General features: G+C 71.7%; 24 protein-coding genes. 6 read left to right on the forward strand and 18 right to left on the reverse strand.

What is annotated here, in order from left to right:
- Positions 1–15: 15 nt before the first annotated feature.
- Genes ACYVIP_RS22215 through ACYVIP_RS22260 form a run of 10 tightly spaced genes read right to left on the reverse strand, consistent with a single transcriptional unit; the run spans position 16 to position 9,186 of the window.
- Positions 16–1,182 (reverse strand): acyl-CoA dehydrogenase family protein, encoded by a 1,167-nt coding sequence (locus ACYVIP_RS22215; RefSeq protein WP_460399319.1) that lies wholly within the window; start codon positions 1,180–1,182, stop codon positions 16–18.
- 1 nt (position 1,183) lies between these two features.
- Positions 1,184–2,269: a CaiB/BaiF CoA transferase family protein gene (locus ACYVIP_RS22220; protein ID WP_460399321.1), complete on the reverse strand. Its 1,086-nt coding sequence runs from the start codon at positions 2,267–2,269 to the stop codon at positions 1,184–1,186.
- Positions 2,262–3,086 carry an HpcH/HpaI aldolase/citrate lyase family protein gene (locus ACYVIP_RS22225; RefSeq protein ID WP_460399664.1) on the reverse strand — a complete coding sequence of 275 codons (825 nt, stop codon included), beginning with the start codon at positions 3,084–3,086 and terminating at the stop codon, positions 2,262–2,264. Before ACYVIP_RS22225 ends, ACYVIP_RS22220 begins: the two co-directional genes overlap by 8 nt.
- Positions 3,087–3,091: 5 nt before the next feature.
- Positions 3,092–3,559: a MaoC family dehydratase gene (locus tag ACYVIP_RS22230; protein WP_460399323.1), complete on the reverse strand. Its 468-nt coding sequence runs from the start codon at positions 3,557–3,559 to the stop codon at positions 3,092–3,094.
- Positions 3,556–4,728: an amino acid ABC transporter substrate-binding protein gene (locus tag ACYVIP_RS22235; protein WP_460399325.1), complete on the reverse strand. Its 1,173-nt coding sequence runs from the start codon at positions 4,726–4,728 to the stop codon at positions 3,556–3,558. Before ACYVIP_RS22235 ends, ACYVIP_RS22230 begins: the two co-directional genes overlap by 4 nt.
- On the reverse strand, positions 4,728–5,486 hold the full coding sequence (locus ACYVIP_RS22240; RefSeq protein ID WP_460399327.1) for an ABC transporter ATP-binding protein: 759 nt from the start codon (positions 5,484–5,486) through the stop codon (positions 4,728–4,730). Before ACYVIP_RS22240 ends, ACYVIP_RS22235 begins: the two co-directional genes overlap by 1 nt.
- A complete protein-coding gene (locus ACYVIP_RS22245; protein WP_460399329.1) occupies positions 5,473–6,186 on the reverse strand; it encodes an ABC transporter ATP-binding protein in 714 nt (237 codons plus the stop codon). The genes ACYVIP_RS22240 and ACYVIP_RS22245 overlap by 14 nt, the downstream gene beginning before the upstream one ends.
- Complete coding sequence (locus ACYVIP_RS22250; RefSeq protein ID WP_460399331.1) at positions 6,179–7,162, reverse strand: branched-chain amino acid ABC transporter permease; 984 nt, start codon at positions 7,160–7,162, stop codon at positions 6,179–6,181. The genes ACYVIP_RS22245 and ACYVIP_RS22250 overlap by 8 nt, the downstream gene beginning before the upstream one ends.
- Entirely contained in the window at positions 7,159–8,025 is an 867-nt protein-coding gene (locus ACYVIP_RS22255) for a branched-chain amino acid ABC transporter permease (RefSeq protein WP_460399333.1), read from the reverse strand. The genes ACYVIP_RS22250 and ACYVIP_RS22255 overlap by 4 nt, the downstream gene beginning before the upstream one ends.
- Positions 8,026–8,061: 36 nt before the next feature.
- Positions 8,062–9,186 carry an FAS1-like dehydratase domain-containing protein gene (locus tag ACYVIP_RS22260; RefSeq protein WP_460399335.1) on the reverse strand — a complete coding sequence of 375 codons (1,125 nt, stop codon included), beginning with the start codon at positions 9,184–9,186 and terminating at the stop codon, positions 8,062–8,064.
- Between the two features lie 186 nt (positions 9,187–9,372).
- Here ACYVIP_RS22260 and ACYVIP_RS22265 point away from each other — a divergent pair, with 186 nt between their 5' ends.
- From ACYVIP_RS22265 to ACYVIP_RS22285, 5 genes are all read left to right on the forward strand, one after another.
- A complete protein-coding gene (locus ACYVIP_RS22265; RefSeq protein ID WP_460399337.1) occupies positions 9,373–10,896 on the forward strand; it encodes an acyl-CoA synthetase in 1,524 nt (507 codons plus the stop codon).
- A gap of 4 nt (positions 10,897–10,900) precedes the next feature.
- Entirely contained in the window at positions 10,901–11,827 is a 927-nt protein-coding gene (locus ACYVIP_RS22270) for an LLM class flavin-dependent oxidoreductase (RefSeq protein WP_460399339.1), read from the forward strand.
- A gap of 293 nt (positions 11,828–12,120) precedes the next feature.
- The gene (locus ACYVIP_RS22275; RefSeq protein WP_460399341.1) at positions 12,121–13,473 is read left to right on the forward strand and encodes an alpha/beta fold hydrolase; all 1,353 of its coding nucleotides are present in this window, start codon (positions 12,121–12,123) and stop codon (positions 13,471–13,473) included.
- A gap of 50 nt (positions 13,474–13,523) precedes the next feature.
- On the forward strand, positions 13,524–14,642 hold the full coding sequence (locus ACYVIP_RS22280; protein WP_460399343.1) for a sensor histidine kinase: 1,119 nt from the start codon (positions 13,524–13,526) through the stop codon (positions 14,640–14,642).
- Complete coding sequence (locus ACYVIP_RS22285) at positions 14,639–15,292, forward strand: response regulator (RefSeq protein ID WP_460399345.1); 654 nt, start codon at positions 14,639–14,641, stop codon at positions 15,290–15,292. Before ACYVIP_RS22280 ends, ACYVIP_RS22285 begins: the two co-directional genes overlap by 4 nt.
- Positions 15,293–15,604: 312 nt before the next feature.
- Here ACYVIP_RS22285 and ACYVIP_RS22290 read toward each other — a convergent pair whose 3' ends face one another.
- The 7 genes from ACYVIP_RS22290 to ACYVIP_RS22320 form a co-directional block, all read right to left on the reverse strand.
- Positions 15,605–16,600 (reverse strand): helix-turn-helix domain-containing protein, encoded by a 996-nt coding sequence (locus ACYVIP_RS22290; protein WP_460399347.1) that lies wholly within the window; start codon positions 16,598–16,600, stop codon positions 15,605–15,607.
- 139 nt (positions 16,601–16,739) lie between these two features.
- Positions 16,740–17,891, reverse strand: coding sequence for an MFS transporter (locus tag ACYVIP_RS22295; protein WP_460399349.1), 1,152 nt, complete (start codon positions 17,889–17,891; stop codon positions 16,740–16,742).
- Positions 17,892–17,945: 54 nt separating this feature from the next.
- Positions 17,946–18,371, reverse strand: a complete 426-nt coding sequence (locus ACYVIP_RS22300) for a TIGR03668 family PPOX class F420-dependent oxidoreductase (RefSeq protein WP_460399351.1) — start codon at positions 18,369–18,371, stop codon at positions 17,946–17,948.
- Positions 18,372–18,409: 38 nt separating this feature from the next.
- The gene (locus tag ACYVIP_RS22305; RefSeq protein ID WP_460399353.1) at positions 18,410–18,988 is read right to left on the reverse strand and encodes a TetR/AcrR family transcriptional regulator; all 579 of its coding nucleotides are present in this window, start codon (positions 18,986–18,988) and stop codon (positions 18,410–18,412) included.
- Positions 18,989–19,014: 26 nt separating this feature from the next.
- On the reverse strand, positions 19,015–19,653 hold the full coding sequence (locus ACYVIP_RS22310) for a class I SAM-dependent methyltransferase (RefSeq protein WP_460399355.1): 639 nt from the start codon (positions 19,651–19,653) through the stop codon (positions 19,015–19,017).
- A 15-nt stretch (positions 19,654–19,668) separates the two neighbouring features.
- On the reverse strand, positions 19,669–20,427 hold the full coding sequence (locus ACYVIP_RS22315; protein WP_460399357.1) for an ABC transporter permease: 759 nt from the start codon (positions 20,425–20,427) through the stop codon (positions 19,669–19,671).
- Positions 20,424–21,149: an ABC transporter ATP-binding protein gene (locus ACYVIP_RS22320; RefSeq protein WP_460399359.1), complete on the reverse strand. Its 726-nt coding sequence runs from the start codon at positions 21,147–21,149 to the stop codon at positions 20,424–20,426. Before ACYVIP_RS22320 ends, ACYVIP_RS22315 begins: the two co-directional genes overlap by 4 nt.
- Before the next feature lie 173 nt (positions 21,150–21,322).
- On the opposite strand from ACYVIP_RS22320, the gene ACYVIP_RS22325 reads away from it, so the two are divergent.
- On the forward strand, positions 21,323–21,745 hold the full coding sequence (locus tag ACYVIP_RS22325) for a pyridoxamine 5'-phosphate oxidase family protein (protein ID WP_460399361.1): 423 nt from the start codon (positions 21,323–21,325) through the stop codon (positions 21,743–21,745).
- A 22-nt stretch (positions 21,746–21,767) separates the two neighbouring features.
- Here ACYVIP_RS22325 and ACYVIP_RS22330 read toward each other — a convergent pair whose 3' ends face one another.
- The gene (locus tag ACYVIP_RS22330) at positions 21,768–22,103 is read right to left on the reverse strand and encodes a hypothetical protein (protein WP_460399363.1); all 336 of its coding nucleotides are present in this window, start codon (positions 22,101–22,103) and stop codon (positions 21,768–21,770) included.
- Positions 22,104–22,301 lie beyond the last annotated feature (198 nt).

The following is a 22,301-nucleotide window of genomic DNA, read 5'->3' on the forward strand; positions in this document are numbered from 1 at the left end:
GCCACACCTCCGAGGTCAGTACGAACGGGGCAGGTCCAGGACGTGCTGGCCGATGAAGTTGAGCACCATCTCCTGGCTGATCGGCGCGATCTGCATCAGCCGCGCCTCCCGGAAGTAGCGCTCAACGTGGTACTCGCGGGCGTAGCCCATGCCGCCGTGGGTCTGCACCGCGCGGTCCGCGGCGTAGAAACCGGCGTCGGCGCACAACAGCTTGGCCATGTTGGCCTCGCGGGCGCACGGCAGGCCGTTGTCGTAGCGCCACGCGGCGTTGCGCGCCATCAGCTCCGCCGCGTCCAACTGCGCGGCGGCGCGGGCGAGCGGGAACTGGATGCCCTGGTTCTGCCCGATCGGCCGGTCGAACACGACCCGCTCACGGGCGTAGCTCACCGCCCTGGCCAACGCGGCCCGGCCGATGCCGACCGCCTCGTGGGCCAGCAGGATGCGTTCGGGGTTCAGCCCGTCGAGCAGGTAGCGGAAGCCCTTGCCCTCCTCGCCGATCCTGGCGGCGCCGGGCACCCGCAGGTCGTCGATGCGCACCTCGTTGGAGGCCACGGCGTTGCGGCCCATCTTGTCGATCGGCCGGATGTCCATCGCGTCCCGGTCGATGTCGACGAGGAACAGGGTCAGCCCGTCGGTCGGCTTGGTCACCTCCGCCCTCGGCGTGGTTCTGGTGACCAGCACCATCTTCTGGCAGTCGCCCGCCTTGGTGATCCACACCTTGCGGCCGTTGATCACGTAGTCGTCGCCGTCGCGCCGGGCGAACGTGCGCACCCGGGTGGTGTCGGTGCCCGCGTCCGGCTCGGTCACCGCGAAGCAGGTGTGCAGCTCGCCGGACACGACCCGGGGGAGCACGTCGCGGCGCAGCTGTTCGCTGCCGTGCTTGGCGACGACGTTGATGCCGAAGATCGTCAGATGCATGGCGCTGCAACCGTTCATCGCCGCACCGGAGGTGGCGACCTCCTGCAGCAGCAACCCGGCCTCGGTGATGCCGAGCCCACCGCCGCCGTAGGCCTGCGGGATCGCGATACCCAGCCAGCCGGCCTCGGCGAAGGCGTTGTAGAACGCCCACGGAAACTCGTGTGCCTGGTCGCGGGCCGACCAGTAGTCGTCGTCGAACCGGCCGGCGAGCTCGCGGATGGCCGCCCGGATCTGTTCCTGGTCGTCGCTCAGTGCGAAGTCCACATCAGACTCCTTCCGGGGTGCCGGCGCCGAGGGCGGGCGCGGTGGCGCGCAGCCGCCCCATCACGACTCCGTCGCGGCGCACGGGGAACACCACATGCCGTTCGCCGTCGAGGGTTTCCACCACGCCGCTGCCGGCGGCCAGCTCGCGGTCGGCGGCCTCGGCCAGCGAGAGCACGGGACTGACCGGCGCGTCGGTGCCGGCGAACATGCCCAGCCAGGTGTCCCGGTCCAGCCTGGCGAAGGTGCGGTGCAGCAACGCGTGCACCTCGTCGCCGTGGCGCATCCGGTTGTCCAGGCCCATGAACCGGTCGTCGTCGAAGGCCGGGTCGACGGTCGCGAGCACCGCGCGGGTCGGTTCCCAGAACCGTTCCTCCACCGCGCCCAGCGCGAGCCACCGGTCGTCGGCGGTGCGGAACACGTCGTTGGTGGGGTAGAGGTGGCGGCGGTCGTCGGCGGTGCGCTCCAGCCGTGGTCCCCCACGCGCGGCCGCCCACGCGGTCATCACGTCGGTCATGCTCACATCGAGGTGGCAGCCCCGGCCGGTGCGGGTGCGGTCGAACAGCGCGCCCACAATGGACAGCGCGGCGAAGCAGGACGAGCCCAGGTCGGCCATCGGGACTCCCGGCCGGCGCGGCGGCTGGCCCCAGTGCCCGCTGAACGACAGCGCCCCGGACGCGGCGAGGTAGTTGATGTCGTGGCCGGGCGCGTGGTCGCCGCGGGAGCCATAGCCGGACACCGAGCAGTAGACGATGCCCGGGTTGACCTCGGCGACCTGGTCGTACCCGACGCCGAGCCGGTCCATCACCCCCGGCCGGAAACCCTCCACGAGCACGTCGTGGTCCCGCGCCAGCTCGAGGAAGCCGGCCTTTCCCCTCGGTGTCTTGAGATCGACGACGACGCTGTGCTTGTTGCGGTTGGTCGCGGCGAACAGCTCGCCGCGGATCTGCCGGCCGCCGTCGCCTGCCGGCGGCTCCACCTTGGTCACCTCCGCACCGAGGTCGCCGAGCAGCTGGGCGGCCCACGGTCCCGGCAGCAGCTGGGACGCGTCGAGCACGCGTACCCCGTCGAGTACTCCGGCCTCAGTCACGGGTCTCCTCCCGTTCGGCGGCGTCGATCATGGCGCGGGCCTGGCGCAGGACCGGCTCGTCGACCATCCGGCCGCGCACCGTGGTGACCCCGGTGGATCCGGCCACCGCGGCGAGCACCTTCCGCGCCCACGCCAGGTCCGCTGTGGACGGTGCGTTGGCGGCGCGGATCACCGGCACCTGGCTCGGATGCAGGCACGCCTTCGCGCCGAACCCCATCGCCACCGCGTCCCGCGCCTCGGCGCCGAGACCGTCGAGGTCGGCGAGATCGAGGTACACGCCGTCGACCGCGGTGCGCCCGGCGGCGCCGGCCGCCAGCAGCACGGCCGTCCTGGCGTGCACGACGTGCGGCAGGTAGCTCCCGTCCGCGCGCCTGCTGGACCGGCCGCCGAGGTCGGCGGTCAGATCCTCGCCGCCCCACATCAGCCCGACACAGTTGTCCACTTCGGACAGTTCGCGCGCGGCGAGCACGCCGCGCGCCGTCTCGCACAGCGCGACCACGTCCCACGGCGCGAGCCGGGCGAGCTGGTCGGGGTCGGCCGCCTTGGGCAGCATCATCGTGGTGACCGGGGAGTCCCGCAGCGCGGCGACGTCGTCGCGGCCCCACGCGCCCTCCGGCGGGTTGATCCGCACCACGCACCGGTCCGGCGACACGGTGCCCTCGGTCAGCGCTCGCACGACCGCCGCGCGCGCGGCGGCCTTCTCGCTCGGCGCGACCGCGTCCTCCAGGTCGAGGATCACCGAGTCGGCCGCCGACACCGCCCTGGCGAAGCGGTCCGGCCGGTCGCCGGGACAGAACAGCAGCACCGGCCCGTGCACCGGACTCAAGCCGGGGTCCGCATCATCAGCGCGCTGCGCCGCGCGACCGCCACCACGTCACCGTGCTGGTTGCGGGCCCGGTGCTCGAACTCCACCACGCCAGCGTCCGGCCGCGACCTCGACGCCCTGGTCGAGATGATCTCGGTCTCCGCGTAGAGGGTGTCGCCGTGGAACACCGGTTTCGGGAAGCTGATCGCGCCGAAGCCGAGGTTGGCGACCGTGGTGGCCTGGGTCAGGTCGTTGACCGAGAGCCCGACCAGCGTGGAGAGGGTGAACAGGCTGTTCACCAGCCGCTGCCCGAACTCGGTGCCGGCGCTGAACTCCGCGTCCAGGTGCAGGCTCTGCGGGTTCATCGTGAGCGTGGAGAACAGCGTGTTGTCCGCCTCGCCGACCGTCCTACCGGGACGGTGCTGGTACACCGTGCCCTCGGTCAGCTCCTCGAGGTAGCGCCCGCGCGCGACGACCGGGCTCATGCCCAGTTCGCCTTCGGCGCGATGACCTCTGCGGTCACGTCCTCCGCCGGCCAGACGATCTGCTTCCTGCCGTCCTGCCACTGGGTGCCGACGTAGTGCATGCCGGTCTGCTGGCCCTTCTCGTTCACCTCGAACACGCCGCCGATGGTGTCGACCTTGTTGGTGGCGATGAACTCCCGCACCTTCTCCTGGTCGCCGCCGCCCGCCTCGATCGCGGCCTCGGCGACCTGGCCGACCGCGTAGGCCGCCGCGGAGTGGTAGCTCGGCTCGCGGTCGAACATCTTCTGATAGCCGGCGACGAACTCCTCGTTGCCCTCGGTCGGCAGCTGCGGCTCCCACGAGGACCGGCCGAGGATGCCGTTCACGTCCGGTCCCAACGCCTCCGCGGTGACGCCGTCGGCCGACTGGATGAAGTGGTAGGCGGGCACGTTGAACCGCTGGGCGGACATCTCCTTGGTGAGGGTGATGCTCGGCTCGTAGTAGCCGCCCATGGTGACGCCCTGGGGGTTGAAGCTCTTCATCTTCGCCACGAGCGAGCCGAAGTCCTGCAGATCGGAGGGATAGCTCAGGGACTGCACGGTCATCCCGCGCTTCTCCGCCTCGGCCTTGCCCCATTCGGCCGCGGCCGTGGAGTACCCGACCTCCTCGTGCACGATCGTGATCCGGTCGTACCCGCGTTCCTCCGCGATCGCCAGGAACGCCTCGTGGTCGTAGGTCGAGCTGGGGAACGCCTGGAACGTCCACGTGAGCCGGCGGCGGTCCCACACCGCGGAGTCGGACGCGACCGTGCCGAGCATCGGCACCTTCAGCGACTCGACGACCGCGGCCATCGTGTCGGTCGAGCCGGAGCCGTACGGGCCGAGGATGAACGACACCTCGTCCTTCTCGACGAGCCCGCGCGCGAGGTTCGCGGCGGTCGCCGGGTCGGACTTGTCGTCCCGGATGATCACCTCGACCTGCTTGCCGTCGATCCCGCCGTTCTCGTTGACCTCGTCGGCCCAGTACTGGTAGCCCTCCTCGACGTACTTCGCCGACGGCGCGTACTTTCCGGTCAGCGACAGCACCGCGCCGATGCGCAGGGTGTTCTCGTCGGCCGCGCCCTGACAACCGCTGACGGCCAACGCCGACACCGCCGCGATCGCCGCCACCACTGTGTGACTGCGCTTCATCAGACGTTCCTTTCCTGTCCGGAATGGACTTCCGGTTCGCCCCCGAGATACAGCTCGTGCAGCACGGAGTTGTGCAGCAACGTGTCCGCGTCGGTGTCGACGGTGATGACCCCGAGATCGAGAATGCAGGCCCGGTCCGCGTACTCCAGGCCCTTGGCGATGTTCTGCTCGACGAGCAGCACGGCCGCGTCGGTGCGCTCGCGCACCGTCGCAAGGTCGGTGAAGGCCTGGTCGACCAGGATCGGGGAGAGCCCGGCGGTCGGCTCGTCGAGCAGCAGCAGCCTCGGCCGGGTCATCAGCGCCCGCGCGATCTTGAGCTGCTGGCGCTCGCCGCCGGACAGCCCACCCGCCTTGACCGAACCCTTGTCCGCCAACATGGGGAACAGCTCCGTGCAGAACGCGAGCCGTTCGGCCACCAGCGCCCGGTTGCGCAGCAGGTACCCGCCCATCTCCACGTTCTTGGTCACGGTCAGGTCGGGGAACAGGTCCTGGCCCTGCGCGACGTAGGCACAGCCGCGTGCGAGCAGCTCGTGCGGCCTGCGCCGGGTGACGTCCTCGCCGCCGAGCTTGATGTTTCCCTTGGTGGGGTTGAGGAACCCGCCGACGACCTTGAGCACTGTGGACTTGCCGGCCCCGTTTGCGCCGATCAGCGCGACGGTCTCGCCCGCGTGCACGGTCAGGTCGACACCGTGCAGCACGGTGAACGGGCCGTAGCCGGCCTCGACCCCGGTCAGGGTCAGTACTTCAGTGTCGGTCATAGCCCCTGCCCAGGTACTCGGCCGCGACCCGGGCGTCGGCCCGGATCTCGGTTGGGGTGCCGGTGGCGATCACCTTGCCGTGCGCCATACAGAAGATCCGCGTGCACAGCTCCATCAGGAACCGCATGTCGTGCTCGATGATGAGGAACCGGGTGCCCCGCTCGGCCAGGGTGCGCAGGTGCCTGGCGATCTCGGCGCGCAGTCGCGGGTGGACTCCGGCGGCGACCTCGTCGAGCAGCACCAGCGCGGGGTCGCGCATCAGCGCCCTGGCCAGCTCCACGAGCTTCTGCTGGCCGATGGACAGCTCGCCGGCGAACCGGTCGGCGACCCGGGTGAGGTCCAGCAGTTCCAGCAGGTCGTCCGCGCGCCGGGTGGCGGTCCGCCTGCCCATCGCCGCGCTCGCGGCGAGCAGGTTCTCCACAACGGACAGTCGGCCGAACACCCTCGGGTGCTGGAAGGTGCGGCCGAGGCCGGGCACGGTGCCCCGGCGGCGACGCAGCGCGGACCCGGCCACCGTGCCCTCGTTCGGCCGGTACAGCCCGCTGACGGTGTTGAACAGCGTGGTCTTGCCAGAGCCGTTCGGTCCGATCAGGCCCCAGAACCGGTGCTCCTCGGTGATCGCGACGCTCACCCCGTCCAACGCGCGCACGCCACCGAAGCGCACCGCGAGATCGCGGACGTCCAGCAGTGCCTCACTCATCGGAGCTCTCCTTCCGCCGCCGCGCGCGCCAGCTGGTCACGAGCCCGGCGAGCCCGTTGCGGGCGAACAGCACGGCCAGCACCAGAATCGCGCCGAGCATCGCCAGGTGCAGCTCGGATCCCAGCTGCTGCAACGCTTCCTGGGAGATGCCGTAGATCGCGGACATCACCACCGGCCCGGCGGCGGAGGCGACGCCGCCGATGAGCGTGAGCACCAGCGGCTCGACCGAGCTCTGCAGGGTGAACACGTTCTGCGGGAAGATGGTGGCCAGGAAAAACGCGTGCACCGCGCCCGCCGCGCCGGCGAACACCGCGCTCACCGCGAACGCCCCGAGCTTGAGCCGCACCGTCCCGATGCCGATCGCGCGCGCGGCCGTCTCGTCCTCGCGGATCGAGAGCAGCCGCAGGCCAAGGCGGGACCGGCGCAACAGGTGCACCACCAGCGTCGCGCCGCCGGCGACCACCACCATCGCGGTGAACAGGGTCTCCAGCGGCACGATGTCGGTGGCGGTCAGCCCCTGCGAGCCGCCGGTGAGCGGCACCGCCTTCTGCACCGCGATCAGCAGCGCCGCCTGGAAGAAGATGGTGGCGAAGGCGAACGCGATGCCCCGCAGCCGCAGGCTCGGCAGGCCGATCAGCATCGCCGCCACGCCGGCCGTCGCCGCGCCACACAGCATGGCGACCACCAGCCCGCTGCCCGCGTTCATCGCCAGGATCCCGGCATAGCTGCCGATGCCGACCAACGCGCCGTGCGCGAAGGAGATGTAGCCGGTGAACCCGGACATCAGGTTCCACGCCTGGGCGACCGCGGCGTAGAACGCGATGGTGTAAGCGACCGAGAGGGTGTAGCTGTCCAGGCCCCACAGCGGCATCGTCGCCGCGAGCACCGCGACGGCCACCACGGCGAGCGTGCCGTAGCCGTGACGGCGCGCGCGGACCGTCGTCGACGGCGTGCGCGCGACCGTGTCGGTTGTCATGTGGTTTCTGCCTTTCTGGCCAGGCCGCCGGGTCGGACCAGGAGCAGCACGAACAGCAGCAGGTAGATCTGCAGCTGTGCCCAGCTGTCGTCGAACAGGTAGCCGAGCACCACCTGTAGCAGGCCGATCACCAGGCCGCCGGCCACGACCCCGACGAGGCTGCCCAGCCCACCGAGCACGACCACGACGAACCCGATCAGCAGCCACTGGTGGCCAAGCTCCGGGGTGGTGACGAAGCTCGTCGACAGGATCGCGCCGGCCGCCGCGCCGAGCCCGCCGCCCAACGCGTAGGCGAACGCGTCGATGCGCGCGAGGTTGATGCCGCACGCCGCCGCGGCGTCGCGGTGTTGGGCCACGGCCCGCATCGCCGCGCCGGTACGGGTCCAGCGCAGCAGCGCGCTGGTGGCGAACAGCAGCACCAGGCACACCCCGATCACCGCGAGGTCCCGGTTGGCGAGGTAGACCTCGCCCAGCCGCAGCCCGCCGCCGAACTGCGCCGGATAGCTGCGGTAGTCACCGGTGAAGAAGTAGGTGATCAGGCCGAGCCCGAACACCGAGAGCCCGTAGGTGAGCAGCAACCCGTCCAGTGGTGGCCGGTTCGCGATCCGGCCGATCACCGCGCGCTGGGTGCCGTAGCCGATGAACAGTCCAACCAGGACCGCGAGGGCGACGCCGAGCAGCGCCGACGCGCCGGTCTCGATCACCAGGAAGTAGGTCACGTACCCGCCGAGCGTGAGCAGCTCCGCGTGCAGGAAGTTGACCACGCCCATGACGCCGAACACCAGCGCCAGTCCGAACGCGACGACCGCGAGCAGCGACCCGAGCGCGATCCCGTTCACCAGTAACTGCAACGGCGTTGTCATGGTCGCGATCCTCGTCGTCGAGGGAACTGTCGAGAGTTACGTGCGGGGCAGTTCGACGACCGCGGTGCCCCGCGCGGACTCCTCGCCGCGCTGGTCGGTCGCCCGCAGCGACAGCGAGACCCGCCCGGTCGCCGTGTCCACTTCGGACACCGTGCCGGCGAAGGTGACCAGGTCGCCGATCAGGTTGTGCCGGCGCACCTGGACGTCCAGCTCGGCGAGGAAGCCGTCGTCGCCCATCCAGTCGGTCACCAGGTGGCCCATCCAGGACACCCGCTCCGGGCCGTAGTCGTAGGCACCGGGCACGCCGACGCGGCGGGCGAGGTCGGGGTCCCAGTGCACCCGCTCCGGCGGCTCGGGGACGCCCCACTCGTTGGGGATCGCGAGGGCCGGGTGGTCCTCGTAGAGCTGGAAGGCGTGCCCGTGGCTGCGCACGTACAGCCCGCCCCAGCCGAGCAGGTAGGACACCGCGGTCGTCGCCGTGTAGGGGCCCTTGAGCAGCGCCGGCAGTTCGTCGCCGACGCTGACCTGGTCGACGCGGCGGGGCGTGGCGCCTCGGCGGACCTCCTCCTGGCGCCGGTAGGCGGCGCCGATCTCGGCCAGCTGGTCGGCGGTCCACTGGGGAGCGTCCTCGGCCGCGTACTTGCCCTTCTCCCGCGCGGCGTCACGCTCGGTGCGGAAGCAGTAGGACTCGGTGACCGCGACCTGCTCGCCGTGCTGGTCGGTGAAGGTGACCTCGTAGATCTGCTGCACGGAGCGGCCGGCGAACCGGCTCGGCCGCTCGATCAGCTCCTTGAGCCGGGCGGTGCCGCGCAGCCGGTCGCCGGCGCGCAGCCGGCGCGACCAGCGGAACGTGGTGCCGGCGAACATCGCGTGCACGCCGGGCAGGCCGCCGACGTAGCCGCTGAGGATCCGGTCCATCGCGTACAGGATCGTCGGCGGGGCGAGCAGCCCGTGTTCGGTGGACTCCGCGTGGTCGCGGTCGACCCACAGCGGGTTGCGGTCGCCGATGCCGTAGGCGAAGTGCCGGATGGCGTCGGCGTTCAGCTCCTCGATGTAGGGCTGGCCCCGGCGGACCTCCCGGCCGATCGTCGTGCGCAGCTCGGTGAGGGCGTCGTCGGTGATCCGGCCGAAGGTCGTCGCGAGCTCCATTGTCTCCGCCATGCGCCTCGTCCCTATATAAGAACAAATGTTCCGAATTGAGAAGTAACCCGACCGTATGTCCCAAGGTGACGATCGTCAAGACGCGTTCTGGTACCGATCAAAGCCTTGACGGCCGGCGGTGCGCCGTTCGACACTCGTTCTCAGATAGGGACATTCGTTCGTAAATACGTACGAGATGAGACGTAGATGAGTCGTTGGCCGAGCTACGACACCGCCGCCCAGGCCGTCGCGGACTTCTCCTGGGATGACCTCTGGGCCGCGTTCGACGGAGACCAGGACTGGCTCAACATCGCCCACGAGTGCCTCGACCGCCATCCGGCGGACGCGACCGCGGCGCGGATCGCCTTCGCCGACGGCACGTTCGACGAGCCGACCTTCGGCGAGCTGGCCGCTGCCTCGTCCCGATTCGCGAACCTCCTCGTCGCCGATGGCGTGCGGGCGGGGGACCGGGTCGGGGTGATGATGGAGCCATCACGCGAGTTCTACGCCGCGTTGTTCGGCGTCATCAAGCGCGGCGCGATCGCGGTCCCGCTGTACACGCTGTTCGGCCCGGAGGCGTTGCGCGACCGGCTGGACGACTGCGACACGGCGTGCGTTGTCATCGACGAGAACCTCAGGCCTGTGGTGGAGTCGTTGGGGCGCAAGCACATCGTGTTCGACCGCGCGCTGTCCGAGCGCCTTGAGCCCTTCCCCGACACGTTCGTCACCACGACCCGCGCCAACGACACCGCGGTGCTGCAGTACACCTCGGGCACCACCAGACTGCTGCCAGAGGCGGTCCGCCACGAGCACCGCTCGGTGGTGACGCTGATGCGGGCCGCGCTGTTCGCCTCCGGGATCGCGCCCGGCGACCGGTTCTTCTGTCCGTCCTCACCGGCCTGGGGACACGGCCTGTGGCACGGCACGATCGCGCCGTGGTCGCTCGGCGTTGCCGTCGGCGCGTGGTCGGGCCGGTTCGCGCCGGACGCGCTGATCGACGCCCTGGCGCACTTCCGGATTACCAACCTGGCCGCGGCGAGCACGATCTACCGGATGATCCTGCGCGCCGGCCGGGCGGGGGAGCTGACCGCGCTGACCAAGGCGTCCTACACCGGCGAGGAGTTGGACGCGACATCGCAACTGGCGTTCCGGGAGGCGACCGGGGTCGCGCTGTGCGGCCTGTACGGCACCACCGAGACCGGCGTGATCGTGGTCAACTTCCCCGGCTTTCCCGACCACGAACCGAAACCGGGAGCGCTCGGCAAGCCGATGCCCGGCTGCCGGGTGACCGTGCTCGCCGAGGACGACACCCCGGCACCGGTCGACCAGCTCGGCGAGATCAGCGTGTTCCGCCGAGGAAACTGGTTGCGCGCCAAGGATCTCGGCTCGGTCGACGCGGACGGTTACCTGCACTACGCCGGCCGCGCGGACGACGTGATCATCTCCGCCGGCTGGACGATCAGCCCGCTGGAGGTGGAACGCACGCTGCTCACCCACCCACAGGTCACCGAGGCCGCGGTCGTCGGTGTCCCGGACGAGACCCGGGGCCACATCGTCAAGGCGTTCGTCGTCCCCGCCGGGCCCGCCGGCGAGGATCTCGTTGGCGCACTGCAGAACCTGGTACGCACGGACCTGAGTCCACACGAGTACCCGCGCGCCGTCGAGTTCGTCGCCGAGTTACCCAAGACGCCCAACGGCAAGATCAACCGCCGCGCACTGCGCGCGGAGTGACCCCATGACCGGGATTCGGTTCGGCGCGGGCATTCCGGCGATCGACGCCACCATCGGCCAGCTGGCCGCGCGGATGGAGGCGCAGGGCTGGGACCTGATCACCACCGGCGAGCACGTCAGCTTCAACCAGCCCAACGCCAACAGCTTCGTGAGCCTGGCCGCGGTCGCCGCGGCCACCGGCTCGGTCCGGCTGCTGAGCGCGGTGACGCTGCTCGGCCTCTACCCGGCCGCGCTCGCCGCGAAGCTGACCGCGGCGCTGGACAACATCAGCGGCGGCCGGTTCGAGCTCGGCGTCGGGGTCGGCGGGGAGAACCCGCGCGAGTTCGCCGCGTGCGGCGTGCCGAGGACCGAGCGCGGCGCGCGGGTCGACGAGGCACTGGAGGTCATGCGTCGCTTGTGGACAGCCGAGGACGTGTCGTTCGCCGGCCGGTTCGTGACCTTCGACGGCGTCACGATCAGCCCACCGCCGGTGCAACGCCCGTACCCGCCGGTGTGGGTCGCCGGCCGGCAGGAGGCGGCGATGCGCCGGGCCGCGCGTTACGGCGACGGCTGGTTGCCCTACCTGTACAGCCCCGAACGGCTCGCCGGCTCGCTCGCGACCATCGCGACCCACCGCGAGCGGCCGGACCCGGTGCGCGGCGGGGCCTACCTGTGGACGTGTGTGCACGAGGACCCGGAGGTCGCGCTGTCCTACGCCCTCGGCGCGCTCGGCAGGACCTACCGGCAGGACTTCACCACGATGGCCGGTCGCTACCTGGTCGTCGGCGACGTCGACTACGCCGTCGGGCGGGTGCTCGAGTACATCGAGGCCGGCGCGACCACCGTCGTGTTCAACAGCGCGTGCCCCCGGGAGTACGTCGACCAGCACCTGGCCCTGCTGGCCGAGCACGTCGTGCCCGAGGTCCGCCGCCGACTGGCCGGCGGCCGGTAGCGTCCGGCGCAGGTCATCCACGCTGGCGGACGCTCTCGGTGATCGTCGAACGCCCTCGGCCAGGCCGACACCGCGACAGCATGGTCACCGACATGGTCACCGACTCCGGTCAGCAAGCGTTCGGCGCGTGTGGGAGGTCGCCTTGCGCGAGCAACTGCCTGGCGGCCGCGACGATCTGTTGCCGACCGGTCTTGGGGAACGTGTCGGACTCGCTGATCAGGTCATCGCACCGCATGGCAAAGGTATGCCGAAAGGCAGACGACCGGCGCCGGTCAGGGTGGTCGAATCGGGGCATGATGGTGCTGATCAAGCATGTGGTGGCGGTTCTCAGCGCGGTCGGACTGCTCGGTCCGGCCGCGTCGGCGACCGCCACCACCGACGATGACCTGGCCTGGCGGGACTGCTACGACGGACTGCGGTGCGCGGACATCCAGGTCCCCGCCGACTGGGCTCGTCCGGCCGCCGGCTCGGTCACGGTTCCGCTGCTCAAGATCCCGGCCAGGGACCGCAAGCTGGGGACTCTGCTGGCCAACCCCGGCGGGCCGGCGGCGGTGATCCCGAACTTCGCGATCCCCGGCTACCGCGACCAGTTCGCGGACCTCGCCGCGCGGTTCGACGTGGTGGTGTTCGACCCGCGCGGGCTGGGCGTCCGGTGTCCGAGCCCGAACCCGGCGCCGCTGTCCGTGCCGGTGACCGAGACCGCCCACCGCCAGTACGCCGCCGCCAACGAGCGGTTCGCCAAGGACTGCGCGGACGAGGTGGGCGCCCACCGGGGTCGGCTCAACGCCCGCCAGGTCGCCCATGACATGGAGGCCATCCGGAGCACGCTGGGTGAACGCCGCCTGCACTACTTCGGCAGCTCGTACGGCACGGTGTACGGCCAGGCCTACGCCGAGCTGTTCGGCGACCGCGTCGGGCGGATGTACCTGGACAGCGTGCTGGACCACACCCGGCGCGACCCGGCGGACTGGGCCCGCGCCGGCGCCGTGACCGCCGAGCGCAACCTCCACCGGATGGCCGGCTGGTGCGCCGAGGACACCGGCTGCGCGCTGCACGGCCGGGACGTGATCGCCGTGTGGGACCGGGTGCTCGCGCTGCCGGACGCGGACCTGGTCGTCCGGTGGACGGCGGCCAGGATCGGCAACGACGGGAGCTGGCCGGCGGTGACCGCCGGGCTCGCGCGCGCGGCGGACGGTGACACGTCGGCGATGACCCCCCAGCCAGGCCCGCCCGACGTCAGCCTCGCGCGGACGGCGTTCTGCGCGGACTTCCCGAACCCGGACGACTTCGCGGCCGTGGACCGGGTGACCGACCGGCTGCGGGCGGTCGCGCCGAGGCTGGGCTGGGCGGCGCACCCCTGGCGGGTGTCCGGGCACTGCTCCGGCCTGCCCCGGACCGGGCTGAACCCGCCGGCCCCACTGTCGCCGATGCCCCGGGTGCTCATCGCCAACGGCGAGCACGACCCGTTGACGCCCGCCGAGCACGGCCGCCGGGTCGCCGCGCAACTGCGTGGCGCCTATCTGCCCGCCGAGGGCAACCACGCGCTCTACCTGCGCGGCCACGCCTGCGTCCGCGAGCACGTGCACCGGTACCTGTGGACCGGGGAGCTGCCGGCGCCGGGCGCGCGGTGCGGCCTGCCTGGCTGATCAGGACGTGTACAGACGTGTACAACGGGGGGCATGCACTGGCGGCCAGGGTGAGGTGGATCCGGTTCCGCCGCGACGAGCCGCGGCGGCTGCGGACACCGCTGCGCGACACCGTCGGGGCCGACGGCGCGTACGCCGGGGCGGCGGCGATCGTCGTGCTGGTGCTCGGGCTGGTCGAGGACAGCGCGGCGAGTCCGCTGGCCATGGTCACCGCGGCCGGCGCGGTCGCGGCACCGCTGCCGCTGCGCCGCCGCTTCCCCCTGGCCACGGCGCTGCTGTCGGCCGCGGTCGTGACCGCGGTCGCCATGCCGAACTGGTCTGGTCGGCTGGTCGCGATGACCGCGTTCGGGTCCGCCGCCTACCACCGACCCCGGCCGGTGGTGCTCGGCTGCTCGGTGGTCTGGGTCTTCGTCCTGGCCGTGGCGGGCGTCCGCCCGGCCGGGGTGACCGCCACCTACACCGACCTGGTCCTGCTGGGCATCGCCCCGGTGGCCGTCGGCTACGCCCTGCGGCTGCACCGCGATCGTGCCGACCACGCCGCGCACCTCTACCGCGAGGAGACCGGGCGCGTCGTCGCCGAGGAGCACGCGCGCGTGGCCCGCGAGGTGCACGACGCCGTCGGCCACCACCTCACCGTGATCCGGATGCAGGCCAACGCCGTGCGCCACGTCGCCCGCGGGGTCCCCCCGGTGGCCGACCAGGCGCTGGCCACGATCGCCGAGTCGTCGGCCACCGCGCTGGCCGAGGTCCGCGAGGTCCTCGCCGCGCTGCCCGCGCGCGGCACCACCCTGACCGACCTGGACACCCTCGTGGACCATGCCGCCGGCCAGGACCGCGCCGTCACCCTCACCCGGGACGGCTCGGCTCGCCATCCCGTGCCGCCGCTGGTCGACCATGCCGGCTACCGGGTGGCCCAGGAGGCGCTCACCAACGTGCTGCGCCACTCCGACGCGACCGAGGTGGCCGTGCGCGTCCGCCATGCGCCGGACGCCGTGGTGATCTCGGTGGCGGACAACGGTTCTGCCGCACCCGGCACGCCGGCCGACGGCACCGGGCTGCGCGGTATGCGCGAACGGACCCGACTGCTCGGCGGCACGCTGCGGATCGGGCCGAACCACCCGACCGGCTGGCTGGTCGAGGCCAGGCTCCCGCTGCGGCGGGACCGGTGATCCGCGTGCTGGTCGCCGACGACCAGGAGCCGGTGCGCTGGGCGCTGCGCCTGGTCCTCGACGCCGAACCGGACATCGAGGTGGTGGACGAGGCCGGCGACGGTGCCGAGGCCGTCGAGAAGGCCCGGTGGCGCGGGGTGCACGTGGTGGTGCTCGACCTGCGGATGCCCCGGCTGGACGGGCTCGCCGCCATCCGCCGGATCGCCGAGTCGGTCAACCCCGCGCCCGCCGTGGTCGCGCTGACCACGTTCGACGTGGACGAGTACCTGTTCGGCGCGCTCCAGGCGGGCGCGGCGGGGTTCGTCCTCAAGGACAGCGAACCGGAGCTGCTGATCGACGCGGTCCGCGCCGCGGCCAAGGGGCAGGGGCTGATCGATCCCCGGGTCACCCGTCGCACCATCCGCCGGTTCGCCGCGACCGCGCCCCGGCCGGCACCGGCCGACCTGGACCTGCTCACCCCACGCGAACAGGAGGTGCTCCGGCACGTCGCGCACGGGTTGAGCAACGCCGAGATCGCCAGTGCCCTCACCGTCGGCGAAGGCACGGTGAAGACCCACGTGGCCCGCACGCTGGCCAAGCTCGGGCTGCGTACCCGGGTGCACCTGGTGATCTACGCCTACGAGCACGGCCTGCTGCCCGGCGACTCCTGACCAGCCGGACGTGCGTTCGCGGCGCCGACCGGGAGGAACTCCGCGAACACGCCGAAGACCAGGGACCGACCCCTGGATGGTCATGGTGGTGTTGAGCAGGGCGAACCCCTGCCCCTGGAGGGGATCGACCCGCGCGTCGGGGCCACCTCGGTGCGCGCCAGGAACAGGCGGCTGAGCACCGCCGCGAGCAGGTGCGCCGTCGCCAGGTGCCGACGGTCAGAAACTCCGCCCATCTTCGTGATCTCATCCTCATCCTTCCCCCAGAACAGTTGACCGGGCGATGACGAGCATTCGAACCGTTGTGTGCGGCGGTTACGGGGGCGGGATCAACTCGATCCGGAATTCCTGGTCACTGGCGCCGGAGCAGCGGCCCTGGACGATTTCGGTGCCGTCTTCGGTGCCCTGGTCGCGCAGGCTGAGGCACTGGTCGGTGACGACCGAGTGAATGCGGAAGTGCGCCATCGCCGGCGGGCCGAAAGGCTCGATCCGGAACTGTTGTGCCGGATTGTCATCGGCGCAGTTGTCGCGGGGTTCGAACAGGTCCCGGCCCGGCCCGTCGAGTAGGGCGGTGAGGCAGCCGATGCCGAACTTCGGGTGGTGCCACTGGATCTGCACGATGTCCTGGCCCACCGGTTCGACATACACGTGCGGCAGGACGGTTTCCGCGCAGGTTCGTCCGGCGGCGACAGCGGTTTCGTATCGGCCAGAACGATCTGTGCCTTCGGTGACGCACAACTCGGGTTGTCGAGCGACGTGGATGCGGGCCCAACTGCCGACCGGCAGGATGCGCAGCCCGGTCACCGGCGTGTCGGACGCTACGGTCGGTGGCGTCGGGGCGTCGAGCTGGGTGTCGAGCAGGGCACTGACGCCCAGAGTTCCCGCGACGCCGATACCCGCGGCCGCGATCAAGCTCGCCACCCGACGCCACGGTGCGGAACGCGACGGGACAGGCACGTCCGCGGCCGGGTCCTGAGCATCGTTGCCAGCCGGTACGAGATCGTTCGTGGCGATGCGGCGGCGAGTCTCGAGCCAGGTGCGCACGTCGTCGTCGCCGAGGCCGCAGGCGCGGGTGAACGCCTCGACGAACCGCTCCCTTGGCAGCGTCGTGCGGCCGAGAGTGGTCGCGATCGTGCTGGCCGGCAGCGTGTCCCGGTGTGCGGTCGCCTTTCCTTCCAGCTGCCGGTAGGTCAACCCCGACCAGGTGCGTAACGCGCGCAGCGCCGCCGTGAACTCCGCTGAGGAGCTGGCCCGCGCTGGTCGTGGTGGTTCGGCCGGCGATTCGGTTAAGCCGTCCCCTCCCTGGCCCATCAGGCCAGCATGACGTACTGACGGTTGACCGGGCGACCGCCAACACGGGGAGGAACTGGTCTGTTCGAGTGTGTTCGGCCGACCATGAGCACCGTTCCGAACGCCCTCGTACACCAGCGCTGCTGCCACGCCGAAACTGCTATGCCTGAGTGGACCGTGCCGGGTCGTGCGATGTCCTGGCGGAGACCGTGACCGCCGCGCCGGCGGACAGCGCGGCGCCGAGCAGGTAGGGCGCGGCCACCGACAGGCTGAAGAGCGCGCCGGCGGCGAGCGGGCTGGCGGCGCGGGCGATGGCGGCCGCGGCCTGGCCCTGTCCCATCCGGGCACCGACCTCGGTCGGCGGTCCGGCGGTGGCGAGCAGACTGGCCGTGGTCGAGGTGACCATGCCGTTGCCGGCCGCCACCACGAGCGCGGCCACGACGAAGAGGACCTCGCCGACGAAGGGCATGGTGAGCAGCCCGGCAGCCATGAGGACCGCGCCGGCGGCGGCGATCCTGGCCTCGTGCCAGCGCCGGGCGGCCGGGGCCACCAGGAATCCCTGCACGCCGACCAGGACGAGGCCGGCGGAGGCCAGGAGCACGCCGACCATGACCGGCCCGGCGTCGAACCGGGTCGCGGCGAGGTAGGCCACGGTCGTCTCCATGCCGACGAACGCGGCCATCGACGCGAACCCGGTGACCAGCAACGGCCACGGCGCGGCGCGGCGGCCGGCCTTGGGCCGAGGGGGTTGGCTGGTTCGGTTGTCCGGCAGGGCGATCGCGGCGAAGACGAGGTTGCCGGCCGCCAGCCCGGCACCGATGAGCGCGGTGGCGGCGAATCCCAGCGGCGCGGCGGCGGCGCCGAGCGCCGGGCCGATCGTGAACGCGAGTCCGATGGCGGCGCCGACCCGGCCCATCGCCCTGGTTCGCGCGGCGGGCCCGGCGAGTTCGGCCGCGAACGCCTGCGCGACGGCGATGCTGCCACCACACAGGCCGGCGACCGCCCGCGCCAACAGCAGCAGCCACATCGACCCGGCCAGTCCCATCACCGCGAGCGAGGTCGCCGAGCCGGCCAGGCTGACCAGCAGCAGGCGTCGCCGGCCGTGTCGGTCGGCGAGTCGTCCCAGTATCGGGGCGGCGATCGCCTGGCACACCGAGTAGCTGGTCAGCACGACGCCGAGCCAGAACGGGTCGCCACCCAACGTCGTGACCCGGAACGGCAGCGACGGCAGGACGAGGGTGAAGCCGAGCAGGTCGATGAACACCGTGGCGTAGAGGGCGAGCTGTGCACGCGTCCCAGAAATCGAACCCACCTCATTCTCCGATCGACGCGCCGCAGAAGATACTACAGATCGTAGTAGTAACGCTCACCCCGCCTGGGCGGACCAGCCGCGCACAGTCTGTACCGCCACCCGGATCACCGCGCCGGTCGGCGGCCGCTGGCGGTACTGCTGGTACTTCTCACCGAGGCGGTCGGCCAGGCGCGAGCGCTCTGGTTCGTCCTCGACCACCTGGGCCACGCCGTCGACGCGCACCCACCACAGCCGCGACCAGTCGTGGTCGTCGTACTCGTCGACCAGCAGGGAGACCCGGCCGGTGGCGCTGATGTTGCGCAGCCGCTTGAGGTTGGTCGTGGTCTTCGGCTTGTGATCGACCGCGATCACCACGGTGTCGGCCACCGCGGCGAAGGTCACCGGCACCAGGTGCGGCTCGCCGTCCGCGCTCACCGTGGCCAACCTGGCCACGCGGGCGGCACGGAACCGGCGCAGTGCGTCCTCGGTGCTGAGCGTCACGCCGCCCTTTCCCGCGATGTCCTCATCGGACGCACAGCCTATTGGTGCACGAGCGGGAGGAGCACCTGGTCCACGATCTCCACGATCACCTCGTCGGGGATGGGCGCGTCGTGGAGCAGGAAGTGCTCGCGGACCAGGGCGGTCGCGACGCCAGCGACGCGCGGGGTCACCGCGCTTGGCCGTACCGCACCGCGGTCGGCGGCCCGGCGGAGCACGGTCAGCATCGGATCGTCGGACAGGGTGGCGATGCGTGCCCTGGCCGCGCCGAGCTCCGGGTTGCGCAGCACCTCGGGGATCAGGCCGCGGACGAGGTCGCCGCGGGGCCCGGCCAGCAAGTCGGCGCACTGGCGCAGCAGGGCGAGCGCGTCCTGGCGCAGGTCGCCGGTGTCCGGCGGGACGAGCGCGTCCCGGACGTTGCGGTAGACGGCGTCGATGACCAGCTCGACCTTCGACGGCCAGCGCCGGTACATCGACGCCTTGCTGGTGTGTGCGCGCTTCGCGACCCGGTCGACGGTGAGGGCCGCGTACCCGGACTCGGCCAGCTCCGCCAGCGTGGCCGTGTAGATGGCGTTCAGCAGCTCCTCGCCCCGGCGCCGTGGCAGTTTGCGATGATCCACGGCCCGCAGTGTCGCAGAGTCAGGGCCTACCGCCGTTCCAGCCGGTACCGGGTCGCGCGCAGCCAGCCGCGCAGCAGCGCCCGCCGGCGCAGCGGCGAGGCGCCGGGCAGGGTCTCGGCCATCTCCTCGCCGGGGACCGGCTGGGCGTCGGTCAGCTCCCAGCCGGACAGCCGGGCGCGCAGCTCGTCGGCCGTCACCCCGGCGCCGGTGAGGCGCAGCGGCGCGAACCCGACCAGGAGCAGGACCGCGCCGGGTGCGGCGACCCGGGTCACGCTCGCCGCGTAGGCGTCCCGGCGGTTGGCGGGGATCATGTGCAGGCAGCCGCCGTCGAACAGCAGCTCGTACCCGTCGCCGATGTCGAGGTCCGCCAGCCGGGTGACGTCCCCCGGCACGAGCCGCGGCGCGACGCCGGCCTCGTCGGCGCGGCGGCGGGCGGTGTCCAGATCACGGGCGGTGAGCTCCACCCCGGTGGTCGCCCAGCCGCGTGCGGCCAGGTAGACGGTGTTGCGCCCGACGGCGCAGCCCAGGTCGAGGGCCCGGCCGGGCGTTGGCGGCGGCGAGCCTTCGACGTGGGCGACCAGCCCACGGTCAGGCCGGTCGGACCAGGCCATCCGGCACAGCCCGACCCGTTGGGACGTGTGGGCGAGCCAGCGAAGCGTTCCCATGCGGTTGTCTCCTTCTTATGTGGTGCGTCGGCGCAGCGTCGCGGCCCCCATGGCGAGGGCAAGCAGCGCGCAGGCCGCGATGACGACGAGGTCACCGACGAGTTCGGCGGTCACCTCGGTGGATACGGTCACGAGGTTCAGCGCATCCACCACGTAGGAGAGTGGAAGCGCGTCGGAGACGGCGCGCAGGGCCGTGGCCATCTCGTCCCGGGGCGCGAACAGCCCGCACAGCAGGAGCTGGGGCGCCACGATGGCGGGCATGAACTGCATCGTCTGGAACTCGGTTCTGGCGAACGCGCTGATGAACAGCCCGAGTGCCATGCCGAGCAGCGCGCCGAGGGTCGCGACCAGCAGCAGCATCCCCAACGGCCCGGCGACGTCGAGGCCGAGCCAGGTCAGCGCCACCGTCGCGGTGACCGCGACCTGGGCCACGGCCAGCACGCCGAACGCGATGGCGTAGCCGGCGAGCAGGTCGACCCGCGCCATCGGCAGGGTCATCAGCCGTTCCAGGGTGCCGAGGGTCCGCTCACGCAACGTCGTGATCGAGACGACCATGAACATCACCAGGAACGGGAACGTGCCGAGCAGGGCGGGCCCGACACGGTCGAAGGTCTCTGGGGAGTCGATGACGTAGTGGAGCAGCGTGACCAGTGTCGGCGGCACGATCAGCAGCATGGCCACCGTGGCGGGGTCGTGCCGGAGCTGGGTCAGCACGCGGCGGGTCACCGCGCCGGTGATGCGCAGCCGCGTGCGCGGCGTCGGGGCGAGGTTCATCCGGCGGTCTCCCGTTCCTGGCGTACGAGGTCGAGGAACGCGGCGTCGAGGTCGGCCTGTCCGGTCCGGCGCAGCAGTTCCGTTGGCGTGCCGTCGGCCAGCAGCCGGCCGCCGCGCAGGAGCAGCAGCCGCTCGCACCGGGCGGCCTCGTCCATGACGTGACTGGAGACCAGCAGCGTCACGCCGCCGGCGGCGAGCCGGTGAAACAGCGACCACAGCTCGTCGCGGAGCACGGGATCCAGGCCGACGGTCGGTTCGTCGAGGACCAGCAGCTCCGGCTCGCCGAGCAACGCGACGGCCAGGCTGGTGCGGGCGCGTTCGCCGCCGGACAGCCGGCCCACCCGGCGATGCCGGTTCCCGCCCAGCCCGACATCCGCGACGACGCGGTCGACGTGCGTCCGGGAGATGCCGAGTACGGAGGCGAAGAAGCGCAGGTTCTCGGTGACCGTGAGGTCGGGGTAGACGGCGGGGGACTGGGTGGCGTACCCGACCGTGCCGCGCAGTGCGGCGGCGCCCGCGGGGTGGCCGAGGACGGTGACCGTCCCGGTGGTGACGGCCTGCACTCCGACGAGGCAGCGCAGCAGGGTCGTCTTGCCGCTGCCGCTCGGGCCGAGCAGCCCGGTGACGGTGCCGCGCGGGATGGTGAAGCTCAGCTCGTGCAGCACGCACCGGTGTCCGCGCAGCACCCCCAGGCCGCTGACGGTGATGGCATCGGCGGTCACGTGGTGGCGAGCCAGTTGGTGAGGAAATATTCGCGATCGAGCACGCGGGACACTCCATCTATAGAGAACTAATGGTTCTCTATCCTAGGGAGTGAGCGGCGCCCGTGTCCAGCGTCGCGCGCGCAGCACACTGGCAGTGAGCGGGTCACGGGCGTGATCCGGGAAAGGTCGTGATGAGCGCCGATTCGTTGACCACCGAGGACCTGGAGTTCCTGCGACGCCCGCTGCACGGGTTCCTGTCCGTGGCCGCCGGTCCGGTCCCGGCGCAGCCTCGGCCGGTGTGGTTCGAGGTCACCGCCGACGGCACGGTCCAGCTGTTCACCGGCCCGGACACGCTCAAGGTGCGGCGCGTGCGGCGTGATCCCCGGGCCTCGATCATCGTCGCCGCCCCGGTGGGTGAACGTGAGCGTTGGGTGTCGGTCGAGGGCAGCGTCACGGTCGAACCCGACGGCGCGCACGACCTGGCCTCCCGCCTGGCCGCCCGCTACTGGGACCTCGACGACCCGACCCGCGCCGCCGACCTCGCCGCACTCCTGGCCGAGGACCAGGTCCGCCTGGTCATCCACCCGCAGACGGTGCACCGGGTCGCGTTCTGACCCAGCCATCCACCGTCGAGGATCAGGCGGGGTCGATGACCGGCGAGTCCGCGGCCAGGGTGATGCTGAACGGTGACCCGGGGGCGGATGGGTCCCATCCTTGTGTCAGTGCGAACTGGATGGCGCGAGCCACCATGGCGGGGCGGACCGCGCCGGTTGGCAGGTGTAGCCAGTTGCTCGGGTGTGCCCACGGCAACGACACCACCAACGCGCGCCCAGCCTGCTCGGCCAACCCGACCGCGAACGTCATGGGACTCCAGCCGTTGCCCTGGCAGTAGGACGGCCGAGGCCGCACTGTCCACCGGTACTCGGCGCCGTCGACGACGATCCGCCGGGAGCCCTTCTTCGTGATTGCCACGTGATCCTCCGCCCCTCGGTCGCGACCATAGAGGCACACACGTGTGTTCACCTATCCCACGGCGATGGGGGCGGGTCTGGCGTCGTTCGGCACGGTGATCAGCCTGTTTCGCCGAGCATCGGCGGTCGTGTGCTTGTGGCAGCCTGCCGATCGGGTGCGCCGCGGGCGGGTCACTCCCATCGGCATCCGAGAGATTTC

This window comes from Actinophytocola sediminis, assembly GCF_054779715.1.